We start from the raw sequence: 23,680 nt of genomic DNA, 5'->3' as shown, positions 1-23,680 counted from the left end.
TCAGAATCCGTTCTGCTACTCGAAGCTCGACAGCGGTGTGCGCTGCCCGTCGCGGAAGAGGTCGAGGCCGACCTGAAGATCGATCGCCGAGGTCACGTACAGCACGCTCGAGTCGCGGGCGACGAAGATCACGCCACCGCCTCGAACGGCGCGGACGACGGCGACGCCCAAGTCATCGGGCAGGAGCACCACGTTGAGCCGACCGGAATCGGCCTGACCCGCGTCGCGAGCGAGCTGCTCGAAGAGTGCGGCTGCCGTCGCGGCGAGTTCGCGCTGGTCGGACGAGAGCGCCTCCGGGTCGACGACCTCGGGCCGCCATTCCGCCGGCTCCGGCGCTGGGGGTACGTAGAACGCGCTCCGTGGGATCTCGCGACCCGAGGCGGTGTCGAAGATCTGGATGCCGCTTCCGTCGTCGACCAGTTGGAAGTCTGAGCCCACCGGGAAGTCGTAGATTCCGAGCAACGCCGGTTCGATCGCACAGAGTTCGTTGAAGTCGGTGATCACCCAATTGCCGGAGTCCGACAGGTACTCGCTCGAATCGACGTCGCTCATGATCCGCCATCCGTTGTCGGCCGGCTGGCGCGATGGCTTCCGCACCATCCACCGCACTCGGCCGGCGCCGGACAGTACGTTCTTCGTGGCGAGACTGGCGCCCGCCCCGGGGATGAACTCGGGATACGACGTTGCCACGGTCATGCGCCTTCCGGGATCTGTGCCAGGCGAGAAGCTTGGGAGGCGGCGCCTGGTTCGCTGCTGCGCGGGTCCATGCCGTCGAGCGTACGCGAACCGGGCGCGACGATGTCCGGGCGATAGGCTGTCCACGCTCGGAGCCGCCCGCCGGCCCGATCAGAACGCGAAAGGGCACCGATGGCCGAGCCGATCTTCGAGGCATCCGTCGACCGCGCCAAGGTCGACACGGTCGGCCGCTGGAATTCTGGCATCATCCTCGTCAGCGTCGCGCTCGGATGCCTCGTCACCGCCGGGCTCGTCTTCGCCATCGCCTCGGGCATGCGTTGGTTCACGATCATCATCGCCGTTCTCGGTGTCGCCGCCTGCCTCATCTCGACGGTGATGGCATTGCGGCGGCGACGCGCCCTCATGCTCCTCGTGACGGGCACCGACATCGCCCTCACCGTGACCGACGAAGGTGTGCGCCTCGCGGGCGCCCCGCTCATCGCCTGGCACGACATGGTTTTCGTGGGTGTGCTCGTCGACCGCACGCGCTCGGCACGGATGCAGCGACTCCCCGTGTCGGGCCCACTCGCCACTGCCGCGCTGAAGGCCGGCAACGGCACACTGCTCTGCGAGATCTGCGTGCGCGACGGAGCGGCACTGAAGCGCGCGTTCGGCGGCGATCGCGGTGCCGAACGCGTCACCCTCTTCGATGAGTTCGACGGCGCGCGACGCGGACTCATCCCACTCATGCTCGACGCCGTGATCGAGGACTCGACCGCGCACCAGGCGGCCCGGGTGCTCGTCGACGAAGCCTCGCGTCGAGGCGTGCCGACCGGCACCCACACGTCGGTCTTCGGGTACTTCGAGTGGAAGGGCCCCATGGTCGATCGCAAATGGCCGGTCGCCGAACGGAAGGACACCCGTGGAACAGCTTGAACGACCGCTGACGACCATCCCCCAAGAAGTGCGTCGGGTGCGCTCACGCGGTCTCATGATCACCGCGGGCGCCTTCATCCTCGCCGGGCTCATCGGGCTCGTCGTGACGCTGACGCTCTACGACGCGATCGTCGAGATGTCGGCCGACTACCAGGGTCGTCGCTCCGGCCTGCGGGCACTCGTCGCCCCCGGTCTCGTGCTGCTCAGCGCGGCGGCGCTCATCGGGGGCATCGTCTGGCTGACGGCATGGTCGTACCGCTGGGAGCGGGTCGAGACCGGTTCCCGGGTGAAGCAGAGCGTGAACGCGTACGCACACGTCGCCCCGCAGGACGCCGCCGCCCTGCTCGAGCGATTCCGCACCGGCGACCCCCGCGTGTACCTTCCGGTGCCGGCGGCCAGGAGCGGAAACGTCACCTTCGGCATCTGGCTCGCGCCGAAGGACTCGGTGGCCTACGTGACCGTCGTCGCCAGATCGGGCAACGGCTGGCAGCCGCTGCCGCCCGTCGTGCTGCGCGAGAACGCCTATGCGGCGATCAGCCAGGTCACGGTCGACAACTACGGCGCTCGCGCCAGCCAGACGATCGTGAACGGATTCCTCGACCCGTTCCTGCGCGGCTGACGGCTCGGCAGCCCCCGGCTCAGGTGGCCGACCACCCCGGGAAGCCGGCGCACCCGTCGGTGAGACGGATGAATCCATCGGCCTTGTCGGTCAGGATGGCGTACGACGCCGCGGCGTCGCCGCCGCTGACGGCTTCGTCCATGCGCTGGAGGTTGCGCAACGCAGTCGGCAGCCAGTCGAGGAATGCGCCCGGCGGGATGTCGGAGACGTCTTCGCTGAGGATCGCCCGCACGTCGGCGATGGCCGCACGCAGCTCGGGCAGATCTTGCGGGCGGAGCGTCGCGGAGATGCTCACGGCGACGAGCTCGGTCACGGGCAGCCGCAGCCGCTCGCAGCGCTGTTCGAGGGCCGAGGTCACGAGGTCGCCCCACCGTCGCGGCGCTCGAACATGACGTGCGGCGTGCGCTCACCCGACCGGAATGCGGCGAGCCCGGCGTCGTAGTCCATCGACGACGCGACGAACAGCACCGATTCATCGGGTGCGACGTAGATCTTGCCGCCACCGCGCACGGCGTGCACGGCGCAGATGCCGAGTCCGTCGGGCAGGTCGATGAAGTTCAGGTTCGGCGCCTCGGTGAGCTTGGCGAACAGGCCGCGGGCGACCTCGACGAGGCGATCCCGGTCGGTCGCGGCATCCGCGTCCGCATCCGGCCCGCCGTTCGCCGGAATCGGGAGGCCACCGCGCACCCGCGGCTGACCGGCGAGCTGCGTGATGAGGGCGAGGTGCTCGTAGAGGCCGCCGAGCTGCAGGTTGGCCGCGTCGTTCGGGCCGCCCAGGGCGAGCAGCGGCACGAACCCGAAGCACTGCTCGAACGCGGGAACGCCGTCACGGTCGCGCGCGGCCGGATACGGCTGCCACTGCCAGACGACGTCGCGGTGACGCTCGTCTTCGATGAGTGCGACGAGCCCGTCGAAGGAGAGGCCCTGCGCCACGTCGATCGCGCCGAACCGGAACTTCACGACGAAGTAGGCGCCGCCGGCGTGGAAGACGACGTCGCCGAGCGCCGTCGTGAACAACACGGTCGAACCGTCGGGCATGGCGAAGACGCTCCCGAGCATCTGCGCAGCGCGGTCTGGATCGACGACGCGGAAGAACCCGTCGGCGCCGACGAATCCGGCACCCTGACGACGCCACAGGTCGACGACTTCGGCGGGGACCTGTCCGGCGAACCGGGAAATGGTCTCCTCGCCGATCGGCGCCACCTGGGTGAACGTGTTGAACGTGGTCATTCCGGTCCTTCCTCAGCAGGCTTCACGCGACGTGCTCCACGCGGCGAAGGCTTCCACGACACCACAGATCGAGCCGCCGGGCGATGGGGAGCGCTCCCCATCCTGTCGCACATGCGCCGCTCGCGGCGAACCGGGCGGATCAGGAGTGCACGGGGTGCGGGGGTACCTCGACACCGGCAGAGATGAACGGGGCGACCAGCACGTCGTAGTGCTCGACGGCGAGCGTCGCGCGGGTCTGAATGGCTCGGGCTGCGATCACGGTCGCACCCTTCGCATCGGAATGCAGGCCGGTAGCGTGCGCATCGAGCTCCGCAGCGCGCGGGCGCAGTACCGCCCGCACATCGTGATCGAGCTCGGAGTTCTTGGCGGCCGAGATCTTGATGGCCCCGCTCGCCGCACGACCGGCGGGCACCCAAAGGTCCAACGATTCGTCGAAGATCACCGCGAGCTCCTCCGCGGGCAGGGCAGCAACCTGCTCGATGAACCATGTCGTCGCGGCATCCAGCATCATGTTCTCCTTGAGTCCTGCACGAGAGGCATCACAACTCGCGTGCTTCGAGGGAGGCGTTCCGGATCCGCACCCCGGGTGCGGCCTCCAGATCGACCGTCGACGTGGTGTATCGGTACGCCTCGATCGCATCCAATCCGATCTCGTCTTCCGGGCCGAACACCCTCCACGAATCGGCGTCGATGCGATTCACCGGCTGCCAGACGCCGTCGACGCACACCTCGGACGTGACCAGCTCGGGCGCCTCGATCTCGACGGGCAATACGTATCGCCGCCATTCCCACTGCGGTCTCGACCCGAAATGCAGGCCATACAGCGACATGAGCGGATCGGGGAGGTCGTCCGGCAACCGCACCACCGCCGCCAGATCGCTGTGGAGCCCACCGTCGGCCTCGAGCAGCCCCACCTGCTCCGGGCGCTCGCCGACACGGCCGACCGCCAGCGGGAAGTGCGCCGGGACGAGCGGCGACGTCGAACGAGTCGCCCAGGCCGGTTCGAGATCACCCAGCGATACTGTCGCCGACCAGCCTGCTCGCACGTCGTCCGTCGCATCCATCTCGGCAGCCTCGAACGGCGCGGATGCGTCCGTGTACACGATCCGTTCCGAGTACACGATCGCCGTGTCGCCGTCGACTCGGACGACCCGGACCTTCGCCCCGCGCCACGACGCGAAGATGTATCTGCGCTCGACGGCCGCGATCGCCGAGCGCGGTACGTCGGCGCGCCACCCGCTCGCCGTGCGCGTCCACGCGAACCCGACCGGAGGCTCGACCTCATCGCACTCCACCCGCAGACGCGGTTCCCCATCGACGACGAAGCCGACCGTGTCTCCGAGCCGAACCGCAGCCGGCCCGATGACCCCGAACAGACCGACCTCATCCGCCGCCACCGCCGACGCCGCCCGAGATCGAGTGTCGGTGAGCACGAGATGCGAGAGCGCCTCGACCGGCACCTCCGCTACCGCCCACGGCTCGCGCCAGTACCCGTACGTCGAGTCATTCGGCTTCGGATCGAAACCCTCCAGGAGTTCCGGCACTGCGACCACGCTGAGCGAGCCTGCGTCAGGCGGACCCGCTACGGTCACTCGTTCCCCGCGGAAGGTGGCCCACCCCCGAACATCGACCCGCTCGCCTCGACTCATCACTCGAAACTCTATCCGGCGCTCCGGCGACGGCCACGTCGGCGAGTGACCTGTCGAAGTGAGGATCACGCCGGAGCAGTAACCGGTTTCATCTCCCGGATCTTCGCGAAGTTCGGCGTACAGAACTCCTCACGGATTTCGCCGGTTCGCTTGTCGATGAAGATCACGAGGTTGTCCCAGCGGGCGAACGCCTCAACCCCATCGACGAGGAACTGCCGAGACCCCCACACCGGCAAGTAGTCCTGCTCGTCCTCGTACCATTCGGGTGAGATGTACAGGTCTCCCGAGAGAGCAGGCGGACGCTCGATGAAGTGGCGCTCCAGCAACGATCGCGCCTCATGAATCGTCACCATCGATGCATCAGACGAGCGATCGGGCGTGCCCGGGATGCGGAAGGTACCTCGACACCGGCGGGCCCGCTCAGTTTCCGGCGTCCTGGCTCGGATGGGGCGGAATCTCCACCCCGCGGTCGACGAACGGCTCCACCAGCACCTGGTACTGCTCGGGTGTGAGCTTGCCGCGCTTGAGGATCGCGCGAGCAGTCGTCGAGATCGCCGCCCGGGCACCGGAGTGCAGCCCGGCGTCGACGGCGTTCAGCTCTGCAGCGCGCGGAAGCAGCGCGCTGCGGATCTTGTTGTCGAGCTCGGAGTTCTCAGCCGCCGACGGCACCGCGGCACGGCTCGCCTCCTTGCCGCCGTGACGTCGCAGTGCGACCAGACGGCCGAACGCCTCGGTCAGCGATTCCGGCGGCAGAACGGTCGCCTGTTCGACGAAGGTCACAGTCGCTGCTTCGAGCACGCCCTACCTCACGAGGGGTCGGACGCCCAGGCCGGCACGTCGGCGCCCACGGCCAGGAACGGGCGGACGAGCGCCTCGTACTGCTCTTCGGAGAGCTTCGTCCGTTGCACGACACCGAGCGCCGCGGTCATCGTGTCCATGATCGCGTCGTGGAGATCTGCGCTCGGATCGGCTTGGAGTTGCTCGTGCATCGGAACGAATGCATCGCGAACGCGCTTGTCGAGCGCGCTGCGGTCTGCCGCTGACAGTTTGGCCGCGTTCCGCGCCGCGGTTCGAACCGCGGTACCCGTCGTGCGCGCCCCGTCACTGACCTCGATGAAGTCAGCTGGAGTCAACTGCTGCACAGACGCCAGAAAGCGATCAAGTCCTTGATTGTCCGAGACGGTCATCTTCTCCCCTGGTGCCGTGCCGATGATCGGGTCGTTCGAGAACTCTACCCGGCGCGAAGCTCGACCTTCAGTCTGCCGGAGCTGCCACCGGAGTCATCGCCCTGACCTTCTTGGCATGAAGATTGCGCAGCCCCTCGTGCACCTCACCGGTCTCCTTGTTGATGAAGATCACCCGGTTGTCCCAGCGGGCGAACGCTTCTCGCCCCTCGACGAGAAACTCACGTGCTCCCCAGACCGGCAGGTAGTCGGCGGCATCCTCGTACCATTCGGGCGCGATGTAGAGCTCACCCGACACCGCGGGGGGATGCTCGGCGAAGAACTGCTCGAGCAGGGTTCGCGCTTCCTGGATCGTCACCATCTTCCCAGTCTCTCTCAATTCTCGCCTGAGCCCGTTGCCGGAGGCTCAGGGTGGGTCTGGGGCGGCGCCGGTGCCGGTGGATTCACTTCGAGCTCGAACCGGTTCGCCCCCTCGGCCAGTCGCTGGTTCTGGTCCTGGAGGGTCCAGATCTCGTCGGCCGCTCGCTGGCGGTCGGCCATGTCGGCGTCGGGATCGTCGCGGATCATGACGCGTTCGGCGATCAGCTCATCGTTGCGAGCCTGCCAGCGGGTGTTCGCCGCGCGCTCGCGATCGATCATCACTTGAGGGCGATCCGGCATGGCGGGGTTGTTGCCCCAGTCCACGAGCAGCTGGTACTCCTCTTGGCGGCGCGGCGTCGACGTCGTCAGCACTTCGGGTGTCGGAACGAGGTCGTCGACCCTGATCACCGTGATGTCCTTCCACGGCGCCGACGACCGCTCGTCGAAGAACATGTCGCCGAGATACTCGGAGACGTCGGCGTCATTCACCTGTCCATCGGAAAGCCTGACCCCGTCGGCGTCCCTCGTGACCGAGAAGATGTGCCCGCCACCATCGCGCCAGTAGCCCGCGATGAATCCGCGGCCACCTTCGGGCCACGAGCTGGTCAGGGCGTCCAACGCCTGAGCGGCGGTGTCGCCCTCGAAGTCGCTGAGATTGTCGAAGTCGCGGCGGGTGCCGTCGACCTGCACCCAGTCGGCAGTGATCGCGGCTGGGTAACGAAACTCGAAGGCGTTGTCGTACGCACCGGTTTGCGGATTGAGCACGACGCTCCGCACGGTCGGGCTGGCGATCACGTCGTAGCCGCGAGCGCGCAGCTCGAGCGCGTTGACCACGTAGTGGCAGTTGTTGCCGAATCGCCCGGGGTCCGCCCAGAGTCCCATCTCGTTGACGAGGCGGACCGAGAGCTCCGGTGCATCTGGCGCATCCAGGCGATCGAAGTGCGCGTCGAGAAGCGGGTGGAACATGGTCTCGGGCACGGAAGGCTGATCCGGCGTCGACGCGTCGTCGGCGCTCGACGTCGCATCGGCAGCGGCGTCCCCGCTGGCGGGTTCGGCGTCAGAGGCCTGCGGCTCAGCAGCTTCAGCGGCTTCAGCGGCTTCAGGCTCAGCAGCTTCAGGCTCAGCAGCTTCAGGCTCAGCAGCTTCAGGCTCAGCGACTTCAGCGGCATCAGGCTCAGCAGCTTCAGGCTCAGCAGCCTCAGGCTCAGCGACTTCAGCGGCATCAGGCTCAGCAGCTTCAGGCTCAGCAGCTTCAGGCTCAGCAGCTTCAGGCTCAGCGACTTCAGCTGTTTCAGGGGCTTCAAGGTCAACAGCGTCGGGCTCGGCGGCGTCGAGCGCTGCAGCATCGGACTGTGCCGCATCGGCCCCTGCGGCGTCGTCGGAGGCGGGCACCTCCGCCGGTTCGGTAGCCGGTTCCGCATCGGCCGATTCCGAGGATTCCTGCGAGGGCGAGACGCCCGCATCCGCGGGATCCGTCGTCGACGACTCGGACTCGGCACTCGAATCACCGGGATGCGCTGGGGTGTCGGCTGCAGGTGAGGCCGGCGTTGCAGCGTCCGGCGCCGAAGCGTCGGCCGTGCCGTCGCCAGGTGTCGGTGTCACGCCCGTGCCGGCTCCGGCCCGCGTCGTCGGTGATGCCGGAGTGGCCGATGCCGAGGTGGCGGGTGCCGATGCCGGGGTGGCAGGCGTTGCCGTGCCCGTGCCCGGTGCGGTGACCGGCCGAGCGGCGTTGAGCGTGGCCTGAGTCGCCGCCGGGCTGCCACTGACGGAATCGGTGGCGCCCAGCTGTACCGTCAGGCGTACGTGGGGTCGCAGCTCCTTGGGGACCGATGCCGCGGCGTCACGCACCCCATCGGTCAGCTCGACGATGCGATCCTGCCACTGCCGACCCATCGAACTGTTGATCCCGAGGGAGCCATTCGCGTCGAAGCGATCCGGACGACCGCCCGCGACCTGGTCGGGGCCGTGCAGCACCGCCTGGCTCGTCATGGTCACGCCGTTCGCCTTCAGCAGCTTGCCTTCGGCCTTCTGCTCATTGGGAGCGACACGCTTGTTGCTGTCATAGAAGTTGACGTTGTGTCGCCATTCGGCGATCGTCAGGTTGTTGAGTCCTTGCTGCTGCAGGCCGACCTGCCGCTGGAACTCCGCCCAGTCGTGGTTGGCGTTGGTCATCTCGAAGCTGTTGACCGTGATCGGTTCGCGCAGCGAGTACGACCCGTCCGGGTTGCGAACGATCGATGATCCGGTCGTCGCCGCGAAATCGGCGAGTTGCTGCCGAATCTCGGGCGTCAGCTCGGGAATCTTGTAGCCGTTGAACGTCGTTCCGGCGCCCTGCGAGCCGTCGGAGGCGTGGTCCGGTTCGACGGTCGCCTGTCCCTGGTAGACGGAACGTGCTGACCCGTCACCATCGGGCGTCGATCCGTCGGAACCCGCAGGTGCCGTCGTCGGACTCGTCGTCGTCGGTGCAGCGGGCGCCTCGGGAGCGACGTTCTCGGGGGTGATCGAGGCATCCCAGTTGGTGGCGTTCGGCTCGTTCGGTGGCCACGGCGACATGTCGCCGGTCTGCGCATCGAGCGACCACACCTGGGTGCCGTCGTAGTAGGCGTTGAACCAGTGGCCGTCGCCGGTGGACCGGTCGATGCCGACCACGCAGTGCGAACCGGCGCCCATCGCGGTGAGCGAGTCGGCGATCTGCTGCGGGGTCATCGGCGTCTGCGGCAGGCCCGTCCGCGCCTCCATCTCGGGCACGTCGAGCGTGCCGGTGGGCGCCTCCGACGTCGAGTCGCCGTTGAGGAAGTCGTTCAGGATCGCCGAGGTGTTGCCGCAGTTCGTCGCGTACCCGTTCGCCGGGTTGTGCGGGTCGAAGTTCGGGTTGATCTCTGCGAGCGCCTGACGGATCTCCGCTTCGGTCCGGGTGCTCTGCTGCGGGGTCGCGTCGGCATCAGGCGTTCCGCCGTCGGCACCCGAGCCGGCCCCACCGTCAGGCGTCGTGCCATCGGGGGTCGAGCCGTCACCGGTCGGCGATCCATCGGGGCTCGCACCATCGGGCGTCGATCCGTTCGGCGCCGACCCATCGGAAGCAGCGGACTGCGTCGTGCTGCCGGAGGAGGTCGACGAGCCGGCCGCCTGCGATCCGGGAAGGGTCGGGCGCATCAGCACTGCCGCCGCAGCAGCGGCACCGGTGCCCGCCATCGCGGTTGCGGCCTCGGGTGAGAGGTCGCCGAGGTCGACTCCGTCGGAGGAGGATTCGCCGTCCGCGTCGGCGGCCGGGTCGAGGTTGGTGCCGTCGACGTCGGTGCCATCGGCATCGGATGCCGCAGACTCAGGTGCGTCGGGAGCATCAGCGTTCGAGGTCGACGTGGTGGCAGCCGGCGTGCCAGCGCCCTGGGGTGCACCGTCTGAGTGCGCCTCGGGAGTCGCCCCATCGGCGGAACCGGCATCGGGTGTCGCAACATCGGGCGTGCCGGCGTCGGGAGTGCTGGGCGCATCCGGAGTGCTGGGCGCATCCGGCGTCCCCGCATCAGGGGTGCTCGGCGCATCCGGCGAACTCGGCGCACCGGCATCAGGCGTGCTCGGCGCATCCGGAGTGCCGGCATCAGGGGTGCTCGGCGCATCCGGCGTTCCAGCGTCAGGGGTGCTCGGCGCATCCGGCGTTCCAGCGTCAGGGGTGCTCGGCGCATCCGGCGTTCCAGCGTCAGGCGTGCTCGGCGCATCCGGCGTTCCAGCGTCAGGCGTGCTCGGCGCATCCGGCGTTCCAGCGTCAGGCGTGCTCGGCGCATCCGGCGTTCCAGCGTCAGGCGTGCTCGGCGCATCCGGAGTGCCGGCATCAGGCGTGCTCGGCGCATCCGGAGTGCCGGCATCAGGCGTGCTCGGCGCATCCGGAGTGCCGGCATCAGGCGTGCTCGGCGCATCCGGCGTCCCAGCATCAGGGGTGCCGGCATCGGGCGTGCTCGGCGCGTCGGGCGAACTCGGCGTCCCGGCATCCGGAGTACTGGGTGCATCCGGGGCGCTCGGCGTACCAGCGTCAGGCGACCCGCCGTCGGCCGAACCGCCAGGAGTGGGCCCGCCGTCGCCGAGGTCGATCGGCGAGCCGTCGCCGGCACCGTTCGAGCCTCCGTCACCGGAACCCGGCGTCGGAATACCCGAGGAATCGGTGTCGACCGACGTGCCGCCGGTGCCGTTCGAGTTCGACGACGGAGTGCCCGAGCCCGGTGTCGGCGTTCCGTCGGCGGAGGTGTTCGCGCCGGGGGTCCCGGCTCCGGGGCCCGCCGGTGAACCGGAGTCCCCGCCGCGAACCGCGCTGATGCCTCGGCCGACGGCCGTGAAGCCACCGCCCATGAGCGAGCCCAGCACCATCGCGGAGATCGGGTTGAACTCGCCGCCCGTCATGCCCGACTCGACCGCGGCACTCGCGAGGCCGTCGATCGCACCAGCTCCGGTCTCGCCGGCGATCTGGCGAGTGCCCGCCTTGATTCCCGGACCGCCGCTGCCGCCCAGGAGCCTCGAGGCGGGCGACGCCACCGCGCCACCGGCGAACGCGGAGATGAACGCCGTGCCGACGTCCTGCGCCTGGTAGTCCTTCTCGTCGGCGCGGGCGGCGTTGACGCTCGTCGTCGCGATCGCGCTCGCGAGGCCCGCCTGCAGGCCCTCCTTGGCTGCGCGCAGTCCGCCGCGAACGAGCGCGCCCTTGACACCGCGGATACCGCGGAGGAAGTCCTTCAGTCGGTCGATGAGCTTCGCGATCTTGATGCACCAGCGCACGACCGTGGTGCCGACCTTCGCCGCGGTGGCGATGGCGCCGATGCCTGCGGTGACGACGGTGAGCAGGCCACCGATGGCGAGTTCGGCGGCGATCTCGATCGCCATCTGCTTCAGGAACCATCCGAGCTCTTCGCGCATGTTCCGCAGCTGCGTGCGGAAGTCGGAGATCCAGTCGCGCATCCCGTTCGCGTTCGTCTCCATGCTCTGCAGTCCGGAGCTGATGCTGTTGCGGCAACTCAGCACCTTCGCCGACTGCGGGAAAGTCATCGCGCCGACGCTCGTCAGGCTCGACGAGACCTGGCTGCGCGCGGTTCGGATGCTCTGGGCGAAATCGCCCCACGCCTCTGACGCGCTCTGCAGCTTGTCTTCGTCGCCGGTCGGGATCACGACGCCGACCTGCTGCAGCCCCCACTCGATGAGCTCCTGGAACTCGCCGAGGGCACCGGGCCATCCGGCGCCGAGTGCGCTGGGCGGGTTCGCCTTGGCCTCGTCGAAGTGAGCGGTCTCCGGCTGCGGTGAAGCACTCTTGGGGTCGAGGCCGGCGCCCGGCTTCTGCGCGGCGTCGTAGGCGCGGGCGGTGTTGTTGAGGGCGGCGTCGACGAGCCGCAGCGAGTTCGAGAACGAACGGACGCCATCGATCGTCGGACCGGCGAGCGCGTCGTAGCCCTCGCTGCCCTGGCAGAACTCTTCGGCTGCGTTGTCATCGCCGGCCATGCCGGCGCTGCCGCCGAGGCTGTGCGACAGCACACTGATCGCAGTGTCGAGCGACTGGGCGATGCCGTAGAGCTCTTGGCCGTCTTGCACCAGACGTGCAGGATCGAGTTTCACGTTGTCCGACATGAGGTCCCTATCCGAGGTTTGCTTCGATGCTGGACCAGTCGGTCGTCAGCTTCTCGATCGTGGTCGAGTACGAGTTGTGCGAGGTCTCCACCTGCTGGCGCAGGGACTCGGCGACGCCCTCGAGCGAGGTCGCCCCTACCGCCCATGCCTCGAACGAGCCGAGGAACGCCTGCATCGCGGGGCCCTGCCATTCGTTGGGCAGCATGTATGCGAACCCGCTCGCGCCCTGCTTGAGCGCTGAGCAGTACGCCACGAGTTCGCCCATCGTCTGCACGAGAGCCTGAAGCTCCGAGACGTCTGCCTGCTGTTCAGCCACGGTCTTCTCCATCGGTCGTTGCCGCATCGGGCGTTTCGGCCGCCGCATCGCCGGAATCCGATACGCCGAGCACCTGTTCGGGAGCCACCGCGGGCTCCCCATCGGCGCCGAGGCGGAACACGCCCGTGCCGATCGAGTCGTCGTCGCCATCGCCGTCGGTGTCGCCGGATCCGCCGCCGGTGGCCTGGCCGCCGGACTTGCGAGGGCCGAGCATGCCGCCGCCGAACTGCTCGACCTCGTCGTCGCCGGCGTAGTCGCGACCGAAGAACTCGGCCATGTCTTCGGCCTTCTCCTCACCGGAGGCGACACGCTTGCCCAGTCCGCCCGAGGCGTTCTTCACCGCGACCAGACCCTGCCGACCGCCCTTGAAGCTGCCGCCGACGCCGGACTCGGTTCGGGTGTAGGAGCCGTCTGCCGAGATGAGTCCCTGCTGCAGGCCGGTCAGTGCGAGACGCACCTGACCGGAGAGGGCGACGAACGTCGCCCAGTTCTCGCCGAACTTGTCGGCGTCTTCACCGACCCAGGTGGCATCGACCGTTCGCGTGACCGTGCCGTCGACGGCCGCCAGGTTCGCATCGAATGCGACGATGACGTTTCCGATGAGCGCGGCCACCTCGCTGAGCGAGTCGGCGCGTACCTTGAAATAGACCATGCGAGCTCCTGAGGGGTGAACGACTCAAGCGCCGACGCGAAGGCCGCGTCGGCACCTGAGAAAGGGGTTCGTCAGCCGTTGAAGGTGCCGGCGATCGCGTTCTCGCTGTCTTCGTACGAGAGCGCAGCCTGGTTGAGCAGGTCGCTGATGCCCTGGAGGGACTCCTTCAGCTGCAGACCGGCCTGGTCCCACTGCGAGTAGAGCTCGTTGAAGCTCTGCGACGCCGTGCCCGACCAGTCGCCCGAGATCAGGCCCTCGACGAGGGACTTCAGGTTCGACAGCTGCGACTCGATCGACTGCGAGCCGCTCGAGAGCTGCCCGGCGACACCGGCCAGCGAGTCAGAAGTGACGCGGATTTCCGCCATGGTTTCCTCCGTGGGATCAACAGGAACGTTCAGGTTCACACGTCGTGCCGTGGCATCCGCTCAATGGAACGCCTTCGACCCGACACCTGTACGTTACCCGGCGATCGACGACCAGCCCATGGGGAGCACTCCCCATGCAGACCGTGCGTCAGACCCGGGCCTTGTTGTCGTAGACGAGTGCGACCCCGTGCGCGGCGGCGACCGGCTCGACGGCACGATACGCATTGTGGAAGGCGTCGACCGGCAGTGCCGCACCGAATGGCAGCCGGACGACGGTTCGACCGTTCGACGTGCGCGACATGTCGCTTGCGGCCGAGCCCGGCACAGGCCCGGCATCCGATGAACTGCCGCGAAGCGTCACGAAGACGTCCAGTTCGCACGTTCCGCCGCGCTCGCGCAGCCGCTGGCCCAGGATTCGTCCGTACGCCGCGGGAGTGCCTTGAGGCCCGCCGCCGGAGGTCCGGTGATCCTTGAACACGATCTCTGCGACATCCGCCCAGGCGATCCGGCCGAACGCACCCAGCACGAGACCGCTCGAGTCGACGGCGAACACGACTCCGTCGCCGCCCGTGACGATGCGGAGATTGCGTCGCCAGCGGGCAACTGCCACGACCAACCCGATGAGGCCCGCAAGCCCCAGCAGGCCGAGGACGAGCGATGCCACCACGTCGATACCACTGCTCGGCAGCCACACCGCCAACATCACGAGCCCGCCGCCGACGACGATCCCCAGCACGAGTCCCGTCGTCTGCGCACCGCTCGCCTGCCGCTGTCGATCTGCCGGGATCCGGAACACGATCGGCCCGGCCGCAGTGGGCTGTCGGTCGGTCATGTCGTCCTCATCGAAGCGGATGCCGCGGCCGCGCGTCAGGCCGAATGGATGACGAAGTTCACGTCGCCGACCCACACGGTGTCGCCCGGATGCACCTCGACCTTGGGGCCGCCGCTCTCGAGCGGCGTGAGCACGCCGTCGCGCTGCACGCCGGAGCCGTTGCTCGACCCGGCATCGCCGGCGACGAGCACGCCGTCGTTCAACTCGAGGAACAGGTGCACCCGCGACATCGAGCGCGTGTCGTCCTCGACCTCGATCGCCTGCGCGCCGGTCGCCTGCGCTGTCTGCGCGGGCTTCCGACCGATGACGGCGTTGCCTGCGATCCGGACGCGCTGCCCCGTGGAGAACACGAGCTCGGCACGGCTGAGGTGCTGGCGCACCTCGACCGGGGCGGCCTTGGCCACGGGCGCATCGGGCTCAGCGGTGCCGCGCTGCTGCCACGGAAGCGTTCCGGGAAGCGGCACCGGGTCGACGGCCGAGGTCGCGCGGGGAGCGGCCTGGTGCTGGACGGCGGGCGCCGAAGCGGCCCCGGGCGAGAACTGCGCCGGCACCGGGGGCTTCTCTGACTGCGGGATCAGCTGTCCGCATTCGAGACAGAACATGCTGTTCGGCTGCAGGGTCGCATCGCAGTAGACGCAACGCGTGGAGGCCACGGCGAACTTCCCTTCCTCGGTGATCGGGGTATCGACCCCCTGTTCCGGCATCCAGTGTACGGCGGCGCGACACCGCCGCCGTCACTGCCGGATGTCGGGCACCCGCACCGGCATCCAGCCCGCAGGGGTCGTGAAGACGCCGCCACCAGCCGAGCCGCGACCCAGCATGAACTTCGGGATCGGGCTGCCGATCACCTGCGTACCCATGACGGATGACTCGGGGCGCAGCACGAGCGCACGCCGCGCCTTCTTCGCCTCGACGAGGGGCCCGCCGAACAGGGTCGACACCGATTCCGTATCGGCGGCGACGACGAACGAGGCACGATGCTTGACCCCGCTGAGCGCATGTTCGATCGGCGCGTTCTTCCACTGCTCGGCGTCGTCGACGAAGATCGTGACCCGCTCGCCGAGTGCGTCGAGGATCTCGTCGAGCTGCGCCGGGGCCGTGTCGGCCGCGGACACGACCGGCACCGAGTGCCCGGCGGCGACCTCGGTCAGCACCGACTGGCGTGCCGAGACCACGAGGAGCGGCTCCTTGCGCCAGGCGAGCTGGTGCAGCATGGCCGCGAGGGTCGACGAACGGCCCGACTTGCGGCCGCCGGTGACGACGAACCCGCCCTCGGCCGGCCAGTCGAGCGTGAACCGCGACAGGTGGTCGCCGCCGACGGCCACCACCGGACCGTCCGCCGGACCGGATTCGCCGAGCGGCAGCTCGTAGGCCGCGGTCAGGGCCATGTACCCGGGCAGCGGGTCGACCCGGAACGGCTGCGCGAGCTCGGCGAGCTGCGGATACTGGTCGAAGTGGTCGCGCACCTGTTCGACGACGCGACGCAGCGCCGTGGTCTGGGCTTCGCCGCTCGTCTCGCGCACGAGCACCGCGAGTTGCGCCTCGGTGCCCGCGGCGCCGAAGAGCACGCGCCCGGGCGGCAGGTCGAGAGGGATGTCCTTGGCCATGATGCCGGCCGTGCGATAGTCACTGATGTCGCGGAGGGGCAGCACGTACTGCTCGTCGATGAACGAACTCACCTTGTCGCCCGTGATCGACCGGTCGCCCGTGATGAGCACGCGCACGCCCACCGCGGGGCCCTCGCGGAGCACCCGCATGAACTGGTCGCGGAATGCGATGAGGGCGTCGGCGTTCATGGTCGAGAGCATCCGCTCCCAACCGTCGAGAGCGATGACGGCGTACGGGAGTGCGTCGCCCGGGCCCGCCTGCGCCCGCTGCTCGTTGATGTGCCCGACGCCCGCTGCCGAGAGGATCGACTGCCGGTTCGTGAGCTCTTCGAGCAGCCGCTGCACGAGACGCGGCAGCCGGTCGGCGTCGAGCTGGGTGACGACGGCGCCGCAGTGCGGGGCGTCCGCGAGCGGGAGCAGTGCACCGTTGCCGAAGTCGATCACGTACAGGTGCAGGTCGGCCGGGGAGAACTGCTGCACGGTCTGGGCCAGCATGGTGCGCAGCGCGGTCGTGCGGCCCGACATCGAGCCGCCGATGAACAGCACGTGCGAGCCGTTCGCGATGTCCCAGGTGAGGCCGCGCTGCGACTGCTCGCCGGGGACGTCCTCGAGCCCGAGCACCAGCGAGGTGCGTGCGACCTGCTGGTCGGCGAACCGCTCGAGCGGCAGCACGGTGGGCAATGGCAGCAGCCAGGGCGACGGGTTCTTCGCGATACCCATCTGCTGCGTGGCGAGCGTGATCACGTCGACGAGCGCGCGGAGGTCGGTGTCGTCGTGATCGGTGTTGGCGGCGTGTGTCGGCCCCGCGCTCGGGTACCGTGCCGGGAAGCCGAGCGACTCCCACTCGAGCGGGGCCTTCGGCGGCAGCGACTTGACGGCGCGCTGCACACCCGGCCGAATGCCGGCGACACGCGCGGTCTGGAAGCCAGCCGGGGCGGCGGACGGCCCGAGGCGCACGAAGCCCCGACCGGGCGTGGATGAGCTGATGAGGGCGGCTTCGCCCGACCCGAGGATGTCGGAGGAATCGGAACGGTCGGTCACGCGGAGCGCGACGCGGAGGCTGATGTTCGACTGCATCTCGGGGGTCACGACGCCCGAGGGCCGCTGCGTGGCGAGCACGAGGTTCACGCCGAGCGAGCGACCGACGCGGGCGATGCGCACGAGGCCGTCGATGAACTCGGGCAGCTCCGTCTTCAGCTCGGCGAACTCGTCGATGACGATCATGAGGCGTGCGAGCCCGCGCTTGGCCGCCGTGTCGGCGTCCTTGGCCCATGCGCCCTCGACGTCTTTCGCGTTCATGTCGCGGAGCACGCGCTCGCGGCGCTTGAGCTCGGCATCGAGCGACGCCAGCGCGCGCTCGGTCTCGCGTGCGTCGAGGTTCGTGACCATGCCGACGGTGTGCGGCAGCCGCTCGCAGTCCGCGAAGGCCGACCCGCCCTTGTAATCGACGAGCACGAAGTTCAGCGCATCCGGCCGGTTCGCCATCGCGAGACTCACGACGAGCGCCTGCAGGAACTCCGACTTGCCCGAGCCCGTCGTGCCGGCCACGAGCGCGTGCGGGCCGTCGCGCGAGATGTCGATCGCGAACTCGCCGTCGGCGTTCGCGCCGACCACGACGAAGGTGTTGCGGGGCTGCTTGGCCCAGCGCTGCATGATCGGCGCCGGGTCGTCGAGGTCGATCTTCAGCAGGTCCACCATGCGCACGCTGGTCGGCAGCATCGCATCGTCGCCCACGCCGCTCACGTGCTGGATGGAGCAGAGGCTGCGCGCGATGCGATCGGCCGCGGCGATCGAGACGCCGTCGAGCAGCACGGTCGGGTAGTACTCCTTGCCCGTCTCGAACCGTCCGATCGACGGGTCGGCCGGGTCGACCACGACGACGCTGGCTGCCTCTTCGGGCAGCCGCGCGCGTTCGGAGTCGAGCGCGATGATGTGGATGCCATGCGCGGCGCCGTGCTCGAGCAGCGGCACCATGCCGGGCAGCATGCGGTAGTCGCGGGCCCCGTCGACCACGATGAGGATGTCGCTGGGGATCACGGCCCCGCGCTGGCTCGCCATCCGCATGCGCGTCTCGAGCGTGACGGCCACCTCGCGCAGCCGCTCGCGGCGACTGTCGTCGGTGTTGCCGATCATCGCGGCCGCGGTCGTGTTCGCCTGCGCGTGCGGCAACCACTGGGTCCAGCCCCATTCCGCGTCGTCGGCCTCATCGCAGATCACGATGAGTTCGGCGTCGCGCGGCGAGCGCATCGTCGCGAACGCGGCGACCATCGACCGGGCGAGGTTGCGCACGGCGTCGGCGGGGCCGGCGATGCCGACCACACCGGTGCGGAGCTCTGCGGCGACGGGTTGCGGGGTGACGCCGACACGGGCGGGGGCCGAGCGGTCCTTGCCGCCTCCCTCGAATCGCACGTCGAGGGCGACCTCGGTGACCCCGACGCGCAGTTGCAGGGCGTCGCCGTCGCTCTTGCGCCGTTCCCAGAGCCGCGAGAGCGGACGGAGCGCGATGTCGGCGATCATGACCGGGTCGGGCATGCGGTACCAGCCCTCGAGCCGCTGCACCCGTGCCAGGTCGCTGATGCGACGCTCGGCGACCTTGACCTCCTCGATCCACTGCTTCTCGGTCTTCAGGCCCTTCTTCTTCGCGAGCTTGCGGTTCGCGATGAAGGAGCCGACGACCATGATCGGACTCGCCGCAGCCATGAGCAGCATGATGGGGCGCTGGAACACGACGGCCATCGTGACGCCGAGCACGACGGGGATGATCGCCGAGAGCCACGGCATGGGCGACTGGTCGGGGTCGTCGGGCTTGTCGCCCGGCAGTTGCACGACCGGTTGCGCCTTCGTCGGCTCGATGCGCGAAGGCCGGTTGAAGCCGCGACCACCGAGGGCGTCGCGGGTGAGGTCGGCATCGGACCCGGGGGCCATGCCGATGCGGAACATGCTGCTGCCGATCTGGAACAGGTCGGCGGGAACGAGGGCGACCTCGGCGGAGATCGGTTCGCCGTTCACCCACATCGGGGCCCCCTCGACCGCGGGTGCCAGGGTCGCGGCGAGCGGGGCGGGCCGGCCGCTCTCGAGCGTCGCTGCGGCGTTCAGCGCCAGCACCGCGTGCTGCGGCGCCAGGGCGGGGTCGGCGATCGTGAGACCGGCGGAGTTCGCGCTGCCGATCGTGATGGCGGCGCCGCGGGCGATCGGCACGCTCTCACCGGCGAACGGCCCGCCGACGACCTCGAGTCGGAGCGTGCCGGGTGCAAGGAGCGTCGACGCCGCCGCCGCCGGAACCGTGGCACCCGACAGCAGCGCGGATTCGGCGAGCGGCGTCGCCGTGCCGGCCCGGGGGTCGAGCACGCTGGGCACGACGCCGAGCGACTCCGCGACCTCTCCGACCGTCGTCGCCTCGTCGACCTTCAGGAGCCACGACGACGGCTTCCCCGCCGCGACCGGTTCGCCGACCGTCAGTCGAACGCTCATGCTGCACACCTCTCTGTCGCGAACATCATCGCCGTCGTCATCGTCGCCGTCATCGCACGCCCGCTCGGTCGAGCGTCTCGATGAGCGGGGCGAAGATCCCCGATCGCACGCCTGCCGCGTCCCCCTCGACCGGCACGCGCGGAACGATCTTCGACGGTACGCCATCGTCGGCGCCGATCGCCGACGCCGGCACGAACGCCTGCCCCGCGGCATCCGGAACGAAGGTCACCGACCCGGTCGCGTGCTCGCCGTCGGTCGAGACGACGTGGTAGCTGAACTGGTCGACGGATGCCCCGGACGGCGCGTACACCGCCGTGCCGTCGGGTGCGCACACCACGGACCCGTGGATCGTGGAACCGCAGCCGACGAGCGTGATGTCGGCGTCGCCGCCGAACCGGAAGACGAGCGGCATCAGGTCGACCGTCTGCGGCCCGTCGCCGAGCGGAGTCGTGATGCTCGAGGCGATGAGCGTCGCGCTCGGCGCGTAGACCGGCACGACGATCGAGGCGTCGGCCGACCAGGCGCCGTAGTCGTCGGCGTAGCGCACGACGAGCTCGGCGTCGCCGGTGAAGCCCGCCGAGGGCCGGAAGACGAGGTGCGTGCCGTTCGACGCCGCACTGCCGGCCTCCGCGGGGAGCACCTCCACGACGTCGAGTGCGCCGCCCTCCGCGCAGACCGCGCACGCGATGCCGAGGTCGCTGAGCGGGAGCAGCGCCGTGGACCCGGCGGCGACCGGGTGCCCGACCTCGCCTCCGGCCACCGTCGGCGCCTCGGGCGGGGCCAGCGACACGGAGTAGTCGACGACGATCGACGTGCGGCCGTTCGAGAGCGGCACCGGCACGATCGTGACGGGCGCCTCGGGATCGAAGCTCGGCGCGCTCAGCGTGATCTTCGCCGGTTCGCACGCGACGACGAGGGGGCTCGCGGCGCGCGGGCCCGCGCAGTCGGTGATCTGCCAGCCCTCCCCCGGCTCGATCGAGGCGGAGCCGAGATACGGCACGGCGATCGAGGTCGGGCCGGATGCCGCACCGGATGCCGCGGCATCCGCTCCGCCGTCGCCCTCGGCGTACGCTGCAGCAGCGGGCACGGCGCTCACGGCGCCCACGACGACGAGCGCGGCCGTCACGGCTCGGCGGACCCGCGCTGTGACCACTGCTCTCCTGTCGTCGCGCACGAATCGTGCCCCCGGGCGTTCGGGATACCATGGTACGCGGTCGGCCGGCGCCGACCGTTTCGTTCGGCGCAGCCCCGGAAGGATCCGATGCAGAACCCCTCGCTCGGCAGCGCGCCCGGTCAGACCGCCCTGCCCCAGACCGCAGGAACCCGCCCGCTCGGCACCACGGGCTCGGTCCTCCCCGAGTTGGCCGAGGCGCCTGCACAGGAGCGCAAGTGGTGGCGGCATCCGGCGTTCATGGTCTCGATCGGACTCACCTTCGTCGCGCTCGCGAGTGCCATCACGTGGTTCATCATCACCGCCGTCACCGACGACTCCGTCGCGGTCAGCGGTCTCGGGCTGACCATCGACGGCGGCAACGCCCATCTCGACTGGAGCGGCCCCGACGCGGCCTACAGCGTCTACGCCGTGCACGGCGACGGCGAGACGACCGACCTGACCCAATGGGTCACCGGCACCGAGGCCTGGCTGCCGTCGGCGCTCGGCCTCTACGAGAACGACACGTGCTTCGTCGTGCGACCGACCGCGACCACAGGCGAGGTCTCGCTCGACGCCGAGACCCTCGGTGCACAGCGGGCGCAGAGCGCGTGCGTCGCCGACGCCGCATCGTGAGGCGGGCCGCGCCGCTCGCGCTCGTCGCGGCGCTCGCCCTGGCCGGCTGCAGCCAGGCGCCGCCCGAGGTGCCGCCGACCCCGTCTCACTTCGAGCTCGGCGACCTCGACCCCTCGCAGATCGACGGCAACGGGCTCTGGCTCCTGACCGGGACGGACGCCGCCGGCGAGGTCGTCGACGCCGTCGCGGCCGCCGGCACGGTCGAGTACTCGGGCACGTTCACCGAGCTGACCGCCGCGACGCCCGAGGCGGACCCGGCCCGGGGACGCACGGTCGCCGTCGACTACCGCGGTCGGCCCGGAGCCTTCGCTGCGAAGATCACCGCCGGCGGGCTGAGTCTCGACGTCGTCACGGTCGGCGGGCACACCTACATGCGGGGCAATGCCGCATACGCCGCGCAACTCGGCATCCCCGAGCTCGAACAGGGGTACGTCTGCGCCGCCGCCGGTGACGGCCTCGCCGACCAGTGGTCGCCGCTCCTGCGCCCCGCAGACCTGGTCTCGGCACTGCTCGGCGCGAGTGGATCGGTGAGCGTGGCACAGCCCGCCGCCGACGCCGAGCTCCTCGAAGTGGTCGTGGGCGGCGAGACCGCGCCGGCAGGAGTCATGCACGTGCAGCGCGTCGGGGCACCCTTGCCGACGGACTTCACCGCAGGAGACCCGAGCGGCGACGGCTCATTCGCGTTCGGCGCGTGGGGTGAGGAGCTCGACATCGAAGCTCCGGCCGACCTCGTTCGCGACTGCGCCGCCTCGGAGTAGACCGCCGTCCGCCTCTAGTAGCGCTGCACCTGCGGGCCTGCCGCGAGCTCGCGGTCGTACGCCTCGATCGCGAGCCGGTTGCGCTCGGTGACCGTGCGCCCGCGGGCGGCGATCCAGCCGCCGAGCCAGATCGGGATCTCCCGGGCGATGACCGCCGCGACGATCGCGTACGGGTCGAGCCAGCGCTCTGCGATGAAGTCGTTCGCCTGCTCGAGCGTGAGCGTCCAGGCCTGCACGTAGAGCAACGAGCCGCCGATGTAGGCGAAGTAGACGAGCACCCCGACGAGCAGCCCGAACACGGCGTACGTCCACCACGGTCCGCGGTTGACGATCGCGGCGAGCAGCGCGAACCCGATGAAGAACGCGACGACTGGCACCCAGAACGTGGGCTGGATGAGGAAGTCGGCGATGCCGATCGCCTCACCGTCCGGCGCACCGAAACTCAGGTAGAGCACGTACGCGACGGCCGCGAAGAGCACACCGAACGCGACGGTGCCGATGAGCGCGACGAGCACGCCGAATCCGCGATTGCCCTTCGCCTTCGGCGGCGTCGGCGCCTGCACGTAGATCGTCTGCGGACCGGGCTGCGGTGCGACGTACACCGGCTCCGGCACGTCGGCGAGCGTGGCCGCGCCGGCGGCCGTTCCGGCGGCGACGGTCGATGCCGGCACGTAGGTCTCACGACGCACGGCATCGGCGGCGACCGGGTCGGGCGTCGACGAGGCATCCAGGTCGTCGATGCCGTTGGTCTCTTCGGGCGCGGGGTGGGCGCTCGCCCGCTCGAGGGCCTCATCCAGGGGCGAGGTCGCGGCGAGCTCGGCGTCGACGGCCTCCGGCTCTGACGCCTCGGCCGAGGATTCGACCGGCTCTGCCTCGATGGGCGCGGGCTCGTCGACGGGGCCTGTCTCGTTCAGGACGGGGGCGGGCTCGGGCGCGGAGTCATCGACGATGCCCTCGCCGACCGGGCCGGTCTCTTCGCCGTGACGTTCCGGGTCTGCTCCGGGAGTCGTGCTGCTCATGATCGCGCTCCTTCCGGGCACCCCTCGCACCCGTGGTTGGCCAACTGTAGCAACGCATCGGACCGTAATCCGGGAGCGCGCGCGGCGCTTCGCTCAGCCGAAGATCGCGGCCACGATGTCGTGCGTGTACCTGTCGGGGCCGGCGTTCACCCAGTGCGTCGCGATCCACACGTCGTCGCGAATGAAGTGCGACTCCCCCGCCTGTCCGTCGACGCTCGGCGGCGTCTCCCTGACGCACCGGGTGCCCTGGAGTTCCTCGTAGCAGCTGTAGCCGCTCTCGCCGAAGTGGGCGATCATCGCTGCGGCCTGCTCTTCGGTGACGTGGGCGACGTTGGTCGTGAGTCCGCGATCCGACCCGCCGGCCGGGTTGCCCCACTTGCAGGTGATGGCCGAGGCGGACGTGAGCAGCTCGACGGCGGTCCAGAATTGCGGGCGCCGCACCAGAGCCGGTCGAGCATTCGCCCCGGATGCCGCGGGAGGCGGCGGGGTGTGATCGGTCATCGGTGGCCCTTCGGATCGGCGACATCGGCGTCTCGAGCGATCGTAACGTCGCCCGAACCCGCTGTCGTCGCCGCGGCTCGCCCGGAAACGAAGCAGGGCCCCGGATCGCTCCGGGGCCC

Annotated in this window: 23 protein-coding genes; 4 read left to right on the top strand and 19 right to left on the bottom strand. The window is 69.8% G+C overall.

Annotation, left to right across the window (positions count from 1 at the left end; all coding sequences use genetic code 11):
• Positions 1–15: 15 nt before the first annotated feature.
• Complete coding sequence (locus JOE59_RS01450; RefSeq protein ID WP_204458647.1) at positions 16–696, bottom strand: DUF2185 domain-containing protein; 681 nt, start codon at positions 694–696, stop codon at positions 16–18.
• A gap of 171 nt (positions 697–867) precedes the next feature.
• On the opposite strand from JOE59_RS01450, the gene JOE59_RS01445 reads away from it, so the two are divergent.
• Together JOE59_RS01445 and JOE59_RS01440 are read left to right on the top strand one after the other, a co-directional pair.
• Positions 868–1,611: a hypothetical protein gene (locus JOE59_RS01445; protein ID WP_204458646.1), complete on the top strand. Its 744-nt coding sequence runs from the start codon at positions 868–870 to the stop codon at positions 1,609–1,611.
• Positions 1,612–1,648: 37 nt separating this feature from the next.
• Positions 1,649–2,230: a hypothetical protein gene (locus JOE59_RS01440; protein WP_204458645.1), complete on the top strand. Its 582-nt coding sequence runs from the start codon at positions 1,649–1,651 to the stop codon at positions 2,228–2,230.
• Positions 2,231–2,249: 19 nt separating this feature from the next.
• Here JOE59_RS01440 and JOE59_RS01435 read toward each other — a convergent pair whose 3' ends face one another.
• From JOE59_RS01435 to JOE59_RS01360, 16 genes are all read right to left on the bottom strand, one after another.
• Positions 2,250–2,588 carry a hypothetical protein gene (locus JOE59_RS01435; RefSeq protein ID WP_204458644.1) on the bottom strand — a complete coding sequence of 113 codons (339 nt, stop codon included), beginning with the start codon at positions 2,586–2,588 and terminating at the stop codon, positions 2,250–2,252.
• The gene (locus tag JOE59_RS01430) at positions 2,585–3,460 is read right to left on the bottom strand and encodes a T6SS immunity protein Tdi1 domain-containing protein (RefSeq protein WP_204458643.1); all 876 of its coding nucleotides are present in this window, start codon (positions 3,458–3,460) and stop codon (positions 2,585–2,587) included. Before JOE59_RS01430 ends, JOE59_RS01435 begins: the two co-directional genes overlap by 4 nt.
• A gap of 139 nt (positions 3,461–3,599) precedes the next feature.
• Positions 3,600–3,968, bottom strand: coding sequence for a hypothetical protein (locus tag JOE59_RS01425; protein WP_204458642.1), 369 nt, complete (start codon positions 3,966–3,968; stop codon positions 3,600–3,602).
• Positions 3,969–3,999: 31 nt separating this feature from the next.
• Positions 4,000–5,178: a hypothetical protein gene (locus JOE59_RS01420; protein WP_204458641.1), complete on the bottom strand. Its 1,179-nt coding sequence runs from the start codon at positions 5,176–5,178 to the stop codon at positions 4,000–4,002.
• On the bottom strand, positions 5,175–5,462 hold the full coding sequence (locus JOE59_RS01415) for a hypothetical protein (protein ID WP_204458640.1): 288 nt from the start codon (positions 5,460–5,462) through the stop codon (positions 5,175–5,177). Before JOE59_RS01415 ends, JOE59_RS01420 begins: the two co-directional genes overlap by 4 nt.
• A gap of 67 nt (positions 5,463–5,529) precedes the next feature.
• On the bottom strand, positions 5,530–5,889 hold the full coding sequence (locus JOE59_RS01410) for a hypothetical protein (protein WP_204458639.1): 360 nt from the start codon (positions 5,887–5,889) through the stop codon (positions 5,530–5,532).
• Between the two features lie 26 nt (positions 5,890–5,915).
• Positions 5,916–6,296, bottom strand: coding sequence for a hypothetical protein (locus JOE59_RS01405; RefSeq protein ID WP_204458638.1), 381 nt, complete (start codon positions 6,294–6,296; stop codon positions 5,916–5,918).
• 67 nt (positions 6,297–6,363) lie between these two features.
• The gene (locus JOE59_RS01400) at positions 6,364–6,654 is read right to left on the bottom strand and encodes a hypothetical protein (RefSeq protein WP_204458637.1); all 291 of its coding nucleotides are present in this window, start codon (positions 6,652–6,654) and stop codon (positions 6,364–6,366) included.
• Positions 6,655–6,668: 14 nt separating this feature from the next.
• On the bottom strand, positions 6,669–12,254 hold the full coding sequence (locus JOE59_RS01395; protein ID WP_204458636.1) for a polymorphic toxin type 15 domain-containing protein: 5,586 nt from the start codon (positions 12,252–12,254) through the stop codon (positions 6,669–6,671).
• A 7-nt stretch (positions 12,255–12,261) separates the two neighbouring features.
• On the bottom strand, positions 12,262–12,570 hold the full coding sequence (locus tag JOE59_RS01390) for a WXG100 family type VII secretion target (protein ID WP_074260080.1): 309 nt from the start codon (positions 12,568–12,570) through the stop codon (positions 12,262–12,264).
• Positions 12,563–13,222 carry a WXG100 family type VII secretion target gene (locus JOE59_RS01385; RefSeq protein ID WP_179550985.1) on the bottom strand — a complete coding sequence of 220 codons (660 nt, stop codon included), beginning with the start codon at positions 13,220–13,222 and terminating at the stop codon, positions 12,563–12,565. The genes JOE59_RS01390 and JOE59_RS01385 overlap by 8 nt, the downstream gene beginning before the upstream one ends.
• 71 nt (positions 13,223–13,293) lie before the next feature.
• Complete coding sequence (locus JOE59_RS01380; RefSeq protein WP_056010942.1) at positions 13,294–13,587, bottom strand: WXG100 family type VII secretion target; 294 nt, start codon at positions 13,585–13,587, stop codon at positions 13,294–13,296.
• 148 nt (positions 13,588–13,735) lie between these two features.
• A complete protein-coding gene (locus JOE59_RS01375) occupies positions 13,736–14,419 on the bottom strand; it encodes a hypothetical protein (protein WP_204458635.1) in 684 nt (227 codons plus the stop codon).
• A 35-nt stretch (positions 14,420–14,454) separates the two neighbouring features.
• Entirely contained in the window at positions 14,455–14,970 is a 516-nt protein-coding gene (locus tag JOE59_RS01370) for an FHA domain-containing protein (protein ID WP_204458634.1), read from the bottom strand.
• Between the two features lie 183 nt (positions 14,971–15,153).
• Positions 15,154–19,497, bottom strand: coding sequence for a type VII secretion EssC family protein (locus JOE59_RS01365; protein ID WP_204458633.1), 4,344 nt, complete (start codon positions 19,495–19,497; stop codon positions 15,154–15,156).
• Positions 19,498–19,546: 49 nt separating this feature from the next.
• Positions 19,547–20,650 (bottom strand): hypothetical protein, encoded by a 1,104-nt coding sequence (locus JOE59_RS01360; RefSeq protein WP_204458632.1) that lies wholly within the window; start codon positions 20,648–20,650, stop codon positions 19,547–19,549.
• Between the two features lie 108 nt (positions 20,651–20,758).
• Between JOE59_RS01360 and JOE59_RS01355 the strand changes: the two genes are divergently transcribed.
• Positions 20,759–21,283 carry a hypothetical protein gene (locus JOE59_RS01355; RefSeq protein ID WP_204458631.1) on the top strand — a complete coding sequence of 175 codons (525 nt, stop codon included), beginning with the start codon at positions 20,759–20,761 and terminating at the stop codon, positions 21,281–21,283.
• On the top strand, positions 21,259–22,041 hold the full coding sequence (locus JOE59_RS01350) for a hypothetical protein (protein ID WP_204458630.1): 783 nt from the start codon (positions 21,259–21,261) through the stop codon (positions 22,039–22,041). Before JOE59_RS01355 ends, JOE59_RS01350 begins: the two co-directional genes overlap by 25 nt.
• A gap of 14 nt (positions 22,042–22,055) precedes the next feature.
• On the opposite strand, the gene JOE59_RS01345 is transcribed toward JOE59_RS01350, so the two are convergent.
• Both JOE59_RS01345 and JOE59_RS01340 read right to left on the bottom strand, forming a co-directional pair.
• A complete protein-coding gene (locus JOE59_RS01345; protein ID WP_204458629.1) occupies positions 22,056–23,060 on the bottom strand; it encodes a hypothetical protein in 1,005 nt (334 codons plus the stop codon).
• A 93-nt stretch (positions 23,061–23,153) separates the two neighbouring features.
• The gene (locus JOE59_RS01340) at positions 23,154–23,561 is read right to left on the bottom strand and encodes a hypothetical protein (RefSeq protein ID WP_204458628.1); all 408 of its coding nucleotides are present in this window, start codon (positions 23,559–23,561) and stop codon (positions 23,154–23,156) included.
• Positions 23,562–23,680: the final 119 nt, after the last annotated feature.

Source organism: Agromyces cerinus (assembly GCF_016907835.1).
GTDB lineage: Bacteria > Actinomycetota > Actinomycetes > Actinomycetales > Microbacteriaceae > Agromyces > Agromyces nitratus.
Note: the sequence above shows the minus strand (reverse complement) of the source record. Positions and strands in the feature narration are given on the sequence as shown.

Coding starts and splice junctions, on each gene's coding strand:
- JOE59_RS01450 (WP_204458647.1), bottom strand. CDS start 696: ATGACCGTGGCAACGTCGTATCCCGAGTTCATCCCCGGGGCGGGCGCC.
- JOE59_RS01445 (WP_204458646.1), top strand. CDS start 868: ATGGCCGAGCCGATCTTCGAGGCATCCGTCGACCGCGCCAAGGTCGAC.
- JOE59_RS01430 (WP_204458643.1), bottom strand. CDS start 3,460: ATGACCACGTTCAACACGTTCACCCAGGTGGCGCCGATCGGCGAGGAG.
- JOE59_RS01425 (WP_204458642.1), bottom strand. CDS start 3,968: ATGCTGGATGCCGCGACGACATGGTTCATCGAGCAGGTTGCTGCCCTG.
- JOE59_RS01415 (WP_204458640.1), bottom strand. CDS start 5,462: ATGGTGACGATTCATGAGGCGCGATCGTTGCTGGAGCGCCACTTCATC.
- JOE59_RS01405 (WP_204458638.1), bottom strand. CDS start 6,296: ATGACCGTCTCGGACAATCAAGGACTTGATCGCTTTCTGGCGTCTGTG.
- JOE59_RS01400 (WP_204458637.1), bottom strand. CDS start 6,654: ATGGTGACGATCCAGGAAGCGCGAACCCTGCTCGAGCAGTTCTTCGCC.
- JOE59_RS01395 (WP_204458636.1), bottom strand. CDS start 12,254: ATGTCGGACAACGTGAAACTCGATCCTGCACGTCTGGTGCAAGACGGC.
- JOE59_RS01385 (WP_179550985.1), bottom strand. CDS start 13,222: ATGGTCTATTTCAAGGTACGCGCCGACTCGCTCAGCGAGGTGGCCGCG.
- JOE59_RS01380 (WP_056010942.1), bottom strand. CDS start 13,587: ATGGCGGAAATCCGCGTCACTTCTGACTCGCTGGCCGGTGTCGCCGGG.
- JOE59_RS01375 (WP_204458635.1), bottom strand. CDS start 14,419: ATGACCGACCGACAGCCCACTGCGGCCGGGCCGATCGTGTTCCGGATC.
- JOE59_RS01365 (WP_204458633.1), bottom strand. CDS start 19,497: ATGAGCGTTCGACTGACGGTCGGCGAACCGGTCGCGGCGGGGAAGCCG.
- JOE59_RS01355 (WP_204458631.1), top strand. CDS start 20,759: ATGCAGAACCCCTCGCTCGGCAGCGCGCCCGGTCAGACCGCCCTGCCC.
- JOE59_RS01345 (WP_204458629.1), bottom strand. CDS start 23,060: ATGAGCAGCACGACTCCCGGAGCAGACCCGGAACGTCACGGCGAAGAG.
- JOE59_RS01340 (WP_204458628.1), bottom strand. CDS start 23,561: ATGACCGATCACACCCCGCCGCCTCCCGCGGCATCCGGGGCGAATGCT.